This window comes from Brevibacterium sp. UCMA 11754, from assembly GCF_021532275.1.
Taxonomy (GTDB): Bacteria; Actinomycetota; Actinomycetes; order Actinomycetales; family Brevibacteriaceae; genus Brevibacterium.
The window spans coordinates 1-11,113 of record NZ_JACBOT010000036.1 but is presented as its reverse complement, the minus strand read 5'-3'; the positions used below and the strand labels follow the sequence as shown (position 1 = coordinate 11,113).

Here is an 11,113-nt window from a genome sequence, read left to right as displayed (position 1 = left end):
TTCTCTCAGTCAATCGGTTCGTCGGGGTCGACCCACAGGCCCTGCGCGATGAGCCTCTTCTTACGTCTCCGGTCGCTGAACACGCAGATCACCCATGCCGCACAGAACAGCGTCATCATCGGGATCACGAGGAAGAACATCGACATGGCATCGGGAGTGGGGGTGGCAATGGCTGCGAACAGGAACACGATCATCACGATCATCCGCCAGGATTTCTGGATCCGTGCGGCCGAGAGGATGCCCATCATGTTGAGCCCGACCATGAGCACCGGAAGAACGAACGCCAGACCGAAGACCACGATGATGACCATCACGAAGCTCAGGTAGTCCTGCGCGGGGATGATGTTCGTCCCACCCGCCGGGGTGAACGACGTCAGTGCCTTGACTGCGTTGGGAAGGGCGAAGAAGGCCATGGTCGACCCCGCGAGGAACAGTGGAATCGCAGCACCGAGGAAGCCGAGCGAGTACAGCTTCTCCTTCTTCGTCAGCCCCGGAACGATGAATGCCCAGACTTCGTAGAGCCAGATCGGGCAAGACAGGAAGATGCCGATGAAGAACGACAGTTTGATCTTCAGATCGAACGGGGAGGCGACTCCGGCGAAGTTGATCTCAGCCGTCCGGTCGCCCGAGGCACGGATGCTGCGGATCGGCTCCTGCAGAATGTCGAGGACCGGATCGTAGAGGAACCATCCGGCGACGGCACCGAGGGCGATCGCGATCGCCGCGACAAGGAGACGATTCCGGAGTTCGATGAGATGCCCGACAACGGGCATCTTCCGCTCAGGGTTCTTCTTACGTGCCGAAGACGATCGCCGGTCGTGTTGCTCTTTCACTTCTCGCGAGACTGCGGATCCTGCTTTTCCTGTACAGGCTGCTCAGGCTTTCGGGCAGCCTCAGCGGTCGACGAAGTGTCGTTCTCGCCTGCCTCGCGGTTGAGCTCGCCCGGTTCGGTCTTCTTGGGCTCGTCATCATCACGGAGATCCTTGACCTCTGATTTGAAGATCTTCATCGACTGACCCAGGCTTCTGGCCAGCGCCGGCAGCTTGGGTGCGCCGAAAATGATCACGATGATGAGGATCACGATCGCGATCTGCACGAAACTCGGTTTCATGGGGACTCCTTGACTATTGTCTGCTGTGAACGATTCTACGCTGTGTGGCTGTGCCTTTCATCCTCGCGCCACGGCTGGGGCCGATGTGCCAGGACCGGCCTTAGCCCAGCCGCGTCAGTGCGGCGTCGACCGCTTCACTGTCGTCGATGTCGGTGATGACGTCGGCATGGCACAGCAGGAATCGACTCAACCAGTCCACGGAGTGCACCAGGAATCTGATTCGCACACTTGGCTCACCGTTGGCGAAGTATTCACGCTCGCTCAATTCGAGTTCATCCGCGAGCCATGCGCCCGCTGCGGACAGCGTCATGGTGACTTCCCGCGCACTCGACTGCGGAGTGCTGACGGTCAACGGCGGATGTGCAGCCGGAATCCAGGAGCGAATGCTGCTCAGGGCAAAACGGCGTGGAGCCTGAGCGGCATAGCACCAGGCATCCAGGTACCAGTCCGCCCCGGGCACCAGCCGGCTGGGGGCGATGATCCTCCGGGTCAGTTCATCTCGGGAACCGACGTAGTAGTCGATCTCGACCGCCGCTTCCGTATCGATCGCCTGTTTGAGGAATGTCATGAGCTCTTCGTCCGCGGGGATCGGGCTGACCTCGACAGGTGTGTGGAGGTTCTCCCCCGCAGCCAGTCGCAGCTTCGACGCTGCCGTCCGCACCGCCTCGGTGTCGAGCCCGGGCAGGGTGTCGATGAGTTCGAGGGCCAGGACGAGGACTCCAGCCTCTTCGGCGCTGAGTCGGACAGGGACGGAAACCTCTTCAGCATTGGAGATGTAGATCTTCCCGCCTTCCCAGCTGGCATCGATGAGGTCATCGGGCATGTGGCCGGGTCGACCTGTCACGAACAGGAGCTGGAGGTCATCGATGAGGGTGTCCGAATCGATGTTGAAGTAGGCCGCGGTCTCCTCGAGGTCGGCCCCCGGGTGGGCATCGAGATACGGGACCAGGCTGAGCAGCCGGGTGAGTCGTTCACGCGCTGAGGGCATTGCGACCTCCGAGTCGTTCGAGGGACTCTCTGACTGTGCGCCGTCGGTCCTCGACAGCCTGGGCCAGTTCGACCGGGGCAAGCACCTCGACGGCGGTGCCGAAGCTCACGATCTCCGCGGCCAGGGATGCGGCATCGCTGAACTCGATGATCACGGCTTCATCCTCCGTGCGCACCTGTCGTCGGCGCAGGGGGTCCGCACGGTGGGCGCGGATGCGCAGCTTCGCCTCGGCGACGACCGCCATCTCCGTGCTCGAGCTCAGTGCCACATGTGGGGCGAAATCCGCGGGGATGTCATAGTCGCCGGGGTCCCGTCCGCCGAGCTTCGTCAGCTTGCCCTCGACCCGGGAGAGCCGGAACGTGCGCTGGGCCTGCCGGTCGATGTCGTGGCCCAGCAGGTAGACCCGGTCACCGCGGCTGAGCAGCGCATAGGGTTCGAGCTGGACCTTGCGGGGACTCTGCCCGGGCTTGTGGTACTTGAAGCTGATCGCCTCACGGGCGTTGATGTGGTGGAGGGCTGTGGCGAAGTTCGCACTGCCGAGCTTCCGTGCCGCAGGCCCATGATTGGCTTCGACATGCCCGGGCCCTGCCTCGGTGAGGTCGATGCCCAGGGCGCGCAGCTTCGTCAGCGCCTGCGCACTGGACTCACCGAGTTCGGTGTCGGACCAGTACTGTGCGGCAACTGCCACCGCGGCCGCTTCTGAGGGGGTGAGCTCAACGTCATCCATCGCGTAGTCATCGGCGGAGATCCGGTAGCCCGTCTCCCCCACGTCTGAGTAGGCGTCATGTTCGGCGCGAGTGGCGATCGTGATCCCCATATGCCGCAGAAGCTCCTTGTCGCGGGAGAACTTGCGGTCGAAGGCGATGTCGTCAAGTCCCGCGTAGCCGTCGATGGCGCTCATCAGGGTCTTCCGCGAGACCCAGCCGCGGGCGGCTCTCAGAGCGATCAGCAGGTTCATCAGACGTTCCGTCTGCTGCCTCTGTCTGCTGGGGCGGGGTGTATTCACAATTCCACCGTAACCTAATGCGGGCGATAGTCTTAGGACCATGATTCATTGGCGCAGAGGAACCGTGACCACGATTCGCTCCACCCGGCCAGGATACACAGAGGTCGAGGCCGATATTGACCAGGCGCTGCCGGGCACGACGATCACGAGCATCAAGGCGGTCGCCTATACCGAGGCCGTCGGACATCCGCAGGTCGGGGACACGGTTCTGCTCAATGTCTCGGCTCTGGCCAAACGCTTGGGCACCGGCGGCTTCGGTCTCGTCGTGGCCCTGCCCGATGCACTGCCGACCGACCCGCCCGAGGGGCCAGGGCATTTGGTCAAGGACCGCTACTCCCCTCTGCAGACGATGGTCCTCGGCGTCGACGACCAGGAATCTGAGCATCATGAGACCTTGGCCAGGGAGGAGTCTCTGGGTGGGATGCCTGTGCTCGTCGCGGATCTGCATTCGGCTCTTCCCGCCATCATCGCCGGCATCCGCACGGTCAATCCCGACCTTCGCATCGCCTATGTCCTCAGCGACGGTGCGGCTCTGCCCGCCAGCTTCTCCCAGGCTGCGGCCGGGCTGAAGGACGCAGACTGGCTGCACGGAACCATCAGCACCGGCCAATCCTGGGGCGCCGATCTTGAGGCTGTGACGATTCACACGGGCCTGCTCGCCGCCAAGCATGTCCTCGGGGCCGATATCGCCATCGTCGCGCAGGGACCGGGAAATCTGGGAACCGGAACCAAATACGGATATTCCGGCCTCGTCACCGGTGAGCACCTCAATGCGGCCGCTCTGCTGGGTGGGACCCCTGTGGGTGTCCTGCGCATGTCCAATGCCGATGCCCGTGGCCGGCATTACGGAGTCTCCCATCATTCTCTGACCTCGCTGGCCGAGATCGCCCGCCCCGGTATGACGATTCCGGTCCCGGACTTCTCCACCCTCGCCGAGGCTGACCGGGCTGAGATGGAAACCGACCCTTCCGGCGTGGCCGAGGTCGCAGCCGCACAGCTGCCGATGCTGCACATGCATGATCAGGTCAGTGTCAGCCTGGAGGGCCTGTGGGCAGGACTCAAGTCTTCGCCGGTGGGCCTGTCCACGATGGGACGAAAACTGCCCGCCGATGCAGCAGCATTTCTCGCTGCTGCCGCGGCGGGCAGATTGGCTGCCGAGATCTGAGTCTCGGCAGCCGATTCACTGCTTGCGACTCAGCGCACGTTCTCCAGATCGCAGACGAAGATCAGGGATTCGCCCGGTTTGATGACGCCGCCGGCGCCCTGGTCGCCGTATGCCAGGTGCGGAGGAATCTGCAGGGTGCGCCTGCCTCCGACCTTCATGCCCTGGATGCCCTGGTCCCAACCGGAGATGACCATGCCGGAGCCGAGGCGGAACTCGAGCGGAGTGCCGCGGTTGTAGGAGGCGTCGAATTCTTCACCGGTCGAATGGGCGATGCCGACGTAGTTCACGCTCACGGTATTGCCGGGACCAGCCTCGGCGCCGTCACCGATGATGTCATCGACGATGACGAGCTCGGTCGGAGCCTCGGTCCCGGGGAAATCGACGACTGGTTTCTGCTTGCTCATGGTGTCTCCTTAAGTCGTAGTTCTGTGGTGTCTGTGATCTCAGCCGTGGGCCGAGAGGACGTCGATGACGAAGACGAGGGAGGCATTGCCGGGAATGTTCGGCGGGCTGCCCTGTTCTCCGTATCCCTTGTCGGGTGGGATGACGAGGACGATCTGGCTGCCGACCTTTGCACCGACAAGGCCTTCGTTCCAACCATCGATGACCTGAGCCTGGCCGACTGGGTCGACGGCGAAGGGTCCGCGTCCATCCTGCCAGCTTGAGTCGAAGTACTTCGAATTGTCGTCCCAGAGCCAGCCGGAGTAGTGCACGGCGACGCTCTGGCCTTCCTTGACCTTCGGCCCGTCACCTTCGATCGTCGTATACGATTCGAGCTCCTTCGGAGCCTTGCCCTTCGGCTTCGAGATCGAGGGTTCACCGTTGTCGGCCCATTTCACCATCACGGGATTCTTCGACTGATCGACCTTCTCGCCCTCGGCGCGGGTCAGGGGCTTCGTCGTCTTCTCGATGTCGATGACGTAGACGAGGGTCTGCGCCGGCTGGCCCTCCTGCGCACTGCCGTTGAGCGACATGAGCACGCGCGATCCGACCTTCGTGTCCAGGAGTGCGCTGTAGAGCTGCTCCGAGATCTGGCTCTTGTCCATCGGGAACCCGGCCGGTGACTTCGAATCGTAGCTCGACTCGATCTGCTTGCCGGTCGTGCCCGAGACCAGGGTCATCTGTGCGGTGACCTGCTCACCGTCTGCGACCTTGTCGCCCTTGCCCTCGCTGATGACGGTGTCTCCGGTCTTGTCGACGACCAGGGGTGCGTCGAAACTGACCTTCGGCTTCTCACCTACCTTGCCGTCGACCGTGATGTCGTCGAGGCTGGTCGACTTCGCGTCCTCGGCCGAGACAGAGGGCGGGGCGCTTGTCGTGTCCTCCGCCTCCTCACCCTGTCCGCAGGCGGACAGAAGAAGTGTGGCGGCCGCGATGACGGCGAGCACTTTGGTGCGCACGTGTTTCCTTTCGTTCAAGACCAGATCACTGAGATCTTACAAGCGAAGATCTTACAGGCCCGCGATGAGAGCATCAGCCTGTGGGTGCGTGGGCTCGAAGGGGTTCTTCAGCGCCACGGCACGGCCGGATTCGTCGTTGAGTCGCAGATGCACCCAGTCGACGGTGTAGTCACGGCGTGCGGCATGGGCGGCACGGACGAATTCTCCGCGGATGGCTGCCCGGGTGGACGCCGGTGGGACGTCCTTCGCCTTTTCGCGTGCCTCGGGCGTGACCAGGTTCTTCGCCAAACCTGAGCGTTCCAGCTTGGGAAACAGGCCGGTGTCGGGGGTGATGTCGTGATAAGCGATGTCGAGGCGAGAGATCCGCGGATCCGTGAGATCGTCGATGCCGCGGGCCATTGCCCGGTCGATGAGCGTCTTCTTCATCACCCAATCGATCTCGTGGTCGACGGCGGAGAAGTCCTGAGCTGCAATCGCCTCGAGCATCCGGGTCCACAGGTCGATGACGTATTCGGCCATCCCATCGTCGCCGAGGCTGTGGTCTCCCTTCTGCACGAGAACCTGAGCACGGTCGCGGTAGTCGGTGAGCAGGTTCAGCGGCGTGATCGTCGTCCCGTCCGTGCGCTCGAGCTGCACCGAGCCGGTGAGGTCCCTGGCGACGAGGCGGATATCGCGCACGGCGTGGCGCAGACCGTGTTCGGGGATGCGTGCGCCCTGTTCGATGAGGTCGAGCATGAGCACGGCCGAGCCGATCTTGAGCGCCGAGGTGGCTGTCGACATCGAGGAATCACCGACGATGACATGGAGACGACGGTACTTCTCCGCATCTGCGTGCGGTTCGTCTCGAGCGTTGATGATCGGGCGTGAACGAGTCGTGGCCGAGGACAGTCCCTCCCACATCACATCAGAACGTGCCGAGAGCCCGAACATCATGTCTGCTCGGTTCGCCTCGACGTCGGGCTGGAAGGACGACTGTGCGGGGATGATCGCACCGGCACCCACCAGCAGCTGCCTGGAGACGAGGAAGGGAAGCAGCACCGTGGTCAGACGGTTGAAATCGAGGTTGCGGCGGATGAGGAAGTTCTCATGGGAGCCGTAGGAGTTCCCCGCCGCATCTGTGTTGTTCTTGACCATGTGGATACGGCCGCCGAGTCCATCGGCCTCGATGCTCGACTGTGCCTGGTTCAGCAGGTCGATCATCAAGGACTCGCCCGCGCGGTCCTGTGTGAGCAGATCGCTGAGATTATCGCATTCGGCGGTGGCATATTCGGGGTGCGAGCCGACGTCGAGGTAGAGCCGGGAACCGTTGGGCAGGAACACGTTCGAGGAACGTCCCCATTCGACGATGGGTCGAAACAGATAGCGTGCGATCTCCTCGGGACCGATGCGTCGGTCACCCTCTCCTGCCGAATGGGCAAGCCCGTATTCGGTTTCGAGTCCGTAGATTCTGGCCATCAGTCCTCCCGCAGCTGCGCCATCATGGCGTCACTGAGTCGCTTGAATGTGCGGTGTCCGCTTGCATTCCGGTCGAGCACGGCTGCCTCGAGGTCCTGGGTCGGCAATGTGCCGGATGCCGCGGAGGCAAGAGCGCGCACACCATGGTCGAAGACCTCGCGCAGCGGCAGCACCGAGGTGGACAGGTCCTTCAGCGTTGCTGTGATGTCATCGGCCCGTCCCCCGATCGCCACATGTTCGGTCTCATCCATCACGGAACCGTCGTAGCTGAGCCGGTAGAGCTGATCGGTCTCGGCTGTGAGTCCGAGCTCAGCGACGACGAGTTCGACCTCGAAGGGCTTCGACTCGGTCGTGAAGACCCCGGCCAGCGTCTGCGCGTATGCGTTCGTCAGCCCCCGCGCGGTGACATCGCTGCGGTGGTAGGAATATCCTCGCAGGTCCGCGTACCTCACACCGGCTTGGCGCATCGTCTCGAACTCGTTGTACTTGCCGACTGCGGCGAAGCCGATGCGGTCGTAGATCTCGGCGATCTTGTGCAGCGTCGGAGAAGGATTCTCTGCCAAAAGGAGGATGCCTTCGTCGTAGCGCAGCACCACGACCGACCGACCCCGGGCGATGCCCTTGCGGGCGAAGTCGGCCCGGTCCTTCATCAGCTGTTCGGGTGAGACGTAGAACGGTGCCTGGCTCATGGGCGTGCCTCATTCATTACTGTGCCTTTCTGGTCCGACGTTCGATGACCTCAGCGGCAATAGACATCACGTCGGCCGAAGGGATCTCGATAACCCCGTGCTCAAGGTCAACGGTGAAGATCGTCGGAGCGATCTGTCTGACGAAGTCAGGGCCACCGGTGGCCGAGTCATCATCAGAGGCATCGAAGAGGGCTTCAACGGCCACCGAGATCGCAGCATCGGTGTGAAGGTCGGGCTGCCACAGCTTCTTCAGCGCCCCACGCGCGTAGCCGGAGCCGGAGCCGATCGAATGGAATCGATGCTCTTCGTATTTGCCGCCGGTGACATCGAAGCTGAAGATCTGCCCGGCAGGAGTCGCTTCGTCGACGCCGGCGAAGAGCGGAACAACGGACAGCCCCTGCATGGCCAAGTTCAGGTTTCCGCGCAGCATCGACGCCAGACGGTTGGCCTTGCCTCCCAGCGACAGGCGGGCACCTTCGATCTTCTCGTAGTGTTCGAGTTCGAGCTGGTAGAGACGGATGAGATCGAGCGCGAGTCCCGCGGTTCCGGCGATGCCGATGACCGAGAAATCGTCGGCTGGTCGCACCTTCTCCATGGAGTGGGAGGCGATCATGGTCCCGATCGTCGCGCGCCGGTCTCCTGCCATGAGGATGCCCGTGGCGGTGCGGAAGCAGATGATCGTCGTGCCCTCCGGAGCCAGATTCCCCAGATCATGCCCGGCCGTGGTCGGCAGCGCCTCGGGTGCCACGGCTCGGGCGAGTTCGACGAACGAATTGCTCGTCGAACTCAGAAATGCAGGAGAGAATCCTGACATCTCATTGGCCGCCCTTCTGGACGAAGTTGCGCACGAACTCCTCTGCGTTCGATTCGAGGACTCCGTCGATCTCGTCGAGGATCGAATCCACGTTCTGAGTGTTGATCTGGCCCTGCACGGCCTCAGGCGGTTCCGCGGGTGGTTCTCCCCCGCCGCCCGAATGGTCTCTCTGAACCTGTTCCTGCGAACTCATTTCGCACCTCTTTCATCGTTCGTCGTTTTCAGTCTATCCACTCCCAGTGCCTGCAGCAGTGCCTGTGAGTCGTGCACTTCAGCCAGTCTGTCCTCGAGGAGTTCACGGTTGCCCTTGAGCGGTTCGCTCATCGGCAGACGCACGATTCCGTACTCTCCGGCGTCGAGGACGAGCGAGTCCCAGCTCGCTGCCACCAGTGAGTCCGAGAATCGGGTCACGGCCAGGGATCTCAGGTAGGCCCGGGTTCCGTCGGGCGCGGAGACCACGGCCTTTTCGACTTCACCATCGGTCGTCAGCCGTCGGATCCGGTCGGCTTTCTCAAGCTTGTAGAACAGACCCTTCTCGGGCCGAACGTCGTGGTATTGGACGTCGATGAGCGCGAGCTTCGGATGGTCCCAATCAAGGTTCTCCTTCTTTCGGTAGCCTTCGAGCAGCACCCATTTGGCAATCCAGTCGATGGAGTCGGACAGGCTGCGTGGGTCTGTGGCCAAGCCGTCGAGGAATCTCTTCCATTCGCTGAGAACCTCGGTGGTGTCTGCGTCATCTCCGGCGTGTTCGAAGCAGGCCGAGTAGTAGGTGTCCTGGATCTCGAGAGCCGTCATCGAGGTGCCGTCGGACATGGGCAGCTTCGTGCTCAGGCTCAGGTCATGGCTGACGTCCCACAGAGCCTGCATCGGGTCGGCGAGTTCGAGCCTGGGGACGAGTCCTGCCTCGATGAGGCCGAGCACGAGGGAGGTCGACCCGAATCTGACCAGCGTGGCCGGCTCGGCCATTGTGGCATCGCCGATGATGACGTGCAGCCGACGATATTTGGCCGGATCGGCGTGAGGTTCGTCGCGGGTGTTGACGATCGGCCTGCGCAGGGTGGTCTCGAGGCCCACCTGGGCTTCGAAGAAGTCCGCGCGCGAGGAGATCTGGAAGCCCGCGGTCTCACCTTCGCGTCCGATGCCCACTCGACCGGACCCGCAGAGAATCTGCCGGCTGATGAAGAACGGGATCAGTCCGGCGACGAGGTCGTCGAAATCAAACTGCCCGATCACGAGGTAGTTCTCGTGGGTGCCGTAGGAGGACCCTTCGAATCGGTGTTGTTCTTGTAGAGGTTGACGGGTTCATCCGTTGCCTCCAGCCTGCGCACCGAGGCCAATGCCACCAGGTCTCCCGCACGATCGAAGGTGACGAGATCACGCGGAGTCAGCACCTCCGGTGAGGAGTATTCCGGGTGGGCGTGGTCCACGTAGTAGCGGGCGCCGTTCTCGGTCACGACATTGGCCAGGTACTGTGCTTCGACGGATTCCTGGGGCATGTGGGTGAGCTGGGAGATGTCGGCGTCGGCGACGTTCATGAAGAAGCCGCGTGCGTCCGCGAGTGGCGATTCGGTGGCGAAGTCCCAGAAGTTCTGTGAGGACCTGAGTCCGCGCGGTCCCGCGTAGGCGTCGACGACACGCGCCGAGTCACGCATCGGATTCGCTCCCGGATTGCCCGGTTGGCTCAGTCCGAACTCGGTTTCGGAACCCATCACACGGTGGACACTGAGCATCTGAACTCCCTCTAACGTTTAGACTCGGGGACGTGGCTGCGAAGAAATCTCATCTCCCGATCGCGTTGATCGTCGACCTCGTCCTAGTTGTCCTATTCACCATCATCGGTCATTACACACATTCTCATAATTTCGATCCCCAGGGGCTTCTGACCACAGCGTGGCCGTTCCTGGCCGGACTCGGCATCGCCTGGCTGCTCTCGGCAATCTGGGATCGCCCGATCGCCCCGTTGGCCACGGGGACCGCTGTGTGGGCGATCACCGTGCTGGTCGGGCTCGTCATCCGTGGCGTCACCGGTGCCGGAGGCGACCCAGGACAGGTGCCTGTGAGCTTCATGATCGTCGCCACCAGCCTCAACCTCATCACCCTGGTCGGATGGCGGCTCATCGCCACGGCCGTGACGGCGGCGGCACCAGCCCACGCCGACGCCGACGCTGATCCGCAGCCGGTGCTGATCCGTACCGGACAGGGCCGGAGAGCCGGCTCAGACCAGGTCTGAGTTCGGATACACCTCGGCGATATCCTTCTCGAGCGGAACCGCAGGAGCTCCACGCGTCGTATCCAGGTGCATCATCCGCAGATGTGTCACCCGCTCGCCCTTGCGACCGGAGATCCGCGCCCACTCGTCGGGATTCGTCGTATTGGGCAGATCCTCGTGCTCGCTGAATTCCTCGGCGATGGCCTCTTCGAAGTGCTTCGGCTGGAGACCGCGCTCACGGTTTCCAGCAGTGATTTGATCGCACTCTTCTTGGCC

12 protein-coding genes and 2 pseudogenes are annotated in these 11,113 nt (G+C 62.8%); 2 read left to right on the top strand and 12 right to left on the bottom strand.

All coding sequences use genetic code 11. The features are described 5' to 3' along the window. Window positions 1–5 precede the first annotated feature (5 nt). The 4 genes from tatC to HX613_RS20215 all read right to left on the bottom strand — a co-directional run bounded on the left by tatC (window position 6) and on the right by HX613_RS20215 (window position 3,057). On the bottom strand, window positions 6–773 hold the full coding sequence (tatC, locus tag HX613_RS20230; protein ID WP_235347184.1) for a twin-arginine translocase subunit TatC: 768 nt from the start codon (window positions 771–773) through the stop codon (window positions 6–8). Window positions 774–829: 56 nt separating this feature from the next. Further along, on the bottom strand, window positions 830–1,111 hold the full coding sequence (gene tatA, locus HX613_RS20225; RefSeq protein ID WP_235346966.1) for a Sec-independent protein translocase subunit TatA: 282 nt from the start codon (window positions 1,109–1,111) through the stop codon (window positions 830–832). Between the two features lie 100 nt (window positions 1,112–1,211). Next, a complete protein-coding gene (locus tag HX613_RS20220; RefSeq protein ID WP_235346965.1) occupies window positions 1,212–2,099 on the bottom strand; it encodes a WYL domain-containing protein in 888 nt (295 codons plus the stop codon). After that, window positions 2,083–3,057 (bottom strand): helix-turn-helix transcriptional regulator, encoded by a 975-nt coding sequence (locus HX613_RS20215; RefSeq protein WP_235346964.1) that lies wholly within the window; start codon window positions 3,055–3,057, stop codon window positions 2,083–2,085. The genes HX613_RS20220 and HX613_RS20215 overlap by 17 nt, the downstream gene beginning before the upstream one ends. A gap of 88 nt (window positions 3,058–3,145) precedes the next feature. On the opposite strand from HX613_RS20215, the gene HX613_RS20210 reads away from it, so the two are divergent. Then, window positions 3,146–4,270, top strand: a complete 1,125-nt coding sequence (locus tag HX613_RS20210; RefSeq protein ID WP_235346963.1) for a DUF3866 family protein — start codon at window positions 3,146–3,148, stop codon at window positions 4,268–4,270. Window positions 4,271–4,299: 29 nt separating this feature from the next. Here HX613_RS20210 and HX613_RS20205 read toward each other — a convergent pair whose 3' ends face one another. From HX613_RS20205 to dop, 7 genes and pseudogenes are all read right to left on the bottom strand, one after another. After that, window positions 4,300–4,674 (bottom strand): FKBP-type peptidyl-prolyl cis-trans isomerase, encoded by a 375-nt coding sequence (locus tag HX613_RS20205; RefSeq protein WP_204235663.1) that lies wholly within the window; start codon window positions 4,672–4,674, stop codon window positions 4,300–4,302. Window positions 4,675–4,713: 39 nt separating this feature from the next. Then, window positions 4,714–5,670, bottom strand: coding sequence for an FKBP-type peptidyl-prolyl cis-trans isomerase (locus HX613_RS20200; RefSeq protein WP_235346962.1), 957 nt, complete (start codon window positions 5,668–5,670; stop codon window positions 4,714–4,716). Between the two features lie 51 nt (window positions 5,671–5,721). Further along, window positions 5,722–7,125: a Pup--protein ligase gene (gene pafA, locus HX613_RS20195; RefSeq protein ID WP_235346961.1), complete on the bottom strand. Its 1,404-nt coding sequence runs from the start codon at window positions 7,123–7,125 to the stop codon at window positions 5,722–5,724. Then, complete coding sequence (prcA, locus tag HX613_RS20190) at window positions 7,125–7,814, bottom strand: proteasome subunit alpha (RefSeq protein WP_235346956.1); 690 nt, start codon at window positions 7,812–7,814, stop codon at window positions 7,125–7,127. Before prcA ends, pafA begins: the two co-directional genes overlap by 1 nt. Window positions 7,815–7,830: 16 nt before the next feature. Continuing rightward, on the bottom strand, window positions 7,831–8,628 hold the full coding sequence (gene prcB, locus HX613_RS20185) for a proteasome subunit beta (protein ID WP_235346955.1): 798 nt from the start codon (window positions 8,626–8,628) through the stop codon (window positions 7,831–7,833). Window position 8,629: 1 nt separating this feature from the next. Then, on the bottom strand, window positions 8,630–8,821 hold the full coding sequence (locus HX613_RS20180) for a ubiquitin-like protein Pup (RefSeq protein WP_235346954.1): 192 nt from the start codon (window positions 8,819–8,821) through the stop codon (window positions 8,630–8,632). Then, window positions 8,818–10,358 (bottom strand): annotated as a pseudogene (gene dop / locus HX613_RS20175) (depupylase/deamidase Dop). Before dop ends, HX613_RS20180 begins: the two are co-directional and overlap by 4 nt. A 32-nt stretch (window positions 10,359–10,390) precedes the next feature. Here dop and HX613_RS20170 point away from each other — a divergent pair. Continuing rightward, window positions 10,391–10,858, top strand: a complete 468-nt coding sequence (locus HX613_RS20170) for a DUF3054 domain-containing protein (protein WP_235346960.1) — start codon at window positions 10,391–10,393, stop codon at window positions 10,856–10,858. Here HX613_RS20170 and HX613_RS20165 read toward each other — a convergent pair. Further along, window positions 10,844–11,113, bottom strand: a pseudogene (locus tag HX613_RS20165) (proteasome ATPase); the annotation flags it as partial. The gene HX613_RS20170 and the pseudogene HX613_RS20165 overlap by 15 nt on opposite strands.

What these genes read in the sequence shown, in the direction of transcription:
- tatC (WP_235347184.1), bottom strand. Translation starts at nt 773, where the DNA reads ATGCCCGTTGTCGGGCATCTCATCGAACTCCGGAATCGTCTCCTTGTC.
- tatA (WP_235346966.1), bottom strand. Translation starts at nt 1,111, where the DNA reads ATGAAACCGAGTTTCGTGCAGATCGCGATCGTGATCCTCATCATCGTG.
- HX613_RS20220 (WP_235346965.1), bottom strand. Translation starts at nt 2,099, where the DNA reads ATGCCCTCAGCGCGTGAACGACTCACCCGGCTGCTCAGCCTGGTCCCG.
- HX613_RS20215 (WP_235346964.1), bottom strand. Translation starts at nt 3,057, where the DNA reads ATGAACCTGCTGATCGCTCTGAGAGCCGCCCGCGGCTGGGTCTCGCGG.
- HX613_RS20210 (WP_235346963.1), top strand. Translation starts at nt 3,146, where the DNA reads ATGATTCATTGGCGCAGAGGAACCGTGACCACGATTCGCTCCACCCGG.
- HX613_RS20205 (WP_204235663.1), bottom strand. Translation starts at nt 4,674, where the DNA reads ATGAGCAAGCAGAAACCAGTCGTCGATTTCCCCGGGACCGAGGCTCCG.
- pafA (WP_235346961.1), bottom strand. Translation starts at nt 7,125, where the DNA reads ATGGCCAGAATCTACGGACTCGAAACCGAATACGGGCTTGCCCATTCG.
- prcA (WP_235346956.1), bottom strand. Translation starts at nt 7,814, where the DNA reads ATGAGCCAGGCACCGTTCTACGTCTCACCCGAACAGCTGATGAAGGAC.
- prcB (WP_235346955.1), bottom strand. Translation starts at nt 8,628, where the DNA reads ATGTCAGGATTCTCTCCTGCATTTCTGAGTTCGACGAGCAATTCGTTC.
- HX613_RS20180 (WP_235346954.1), bottom strand. Translation starts at nt 8,821, where the DNA reads ATGAGTTCGCAGGAACAGGTTCAGAGAGACCATTCGGGCGGCGGGGGA.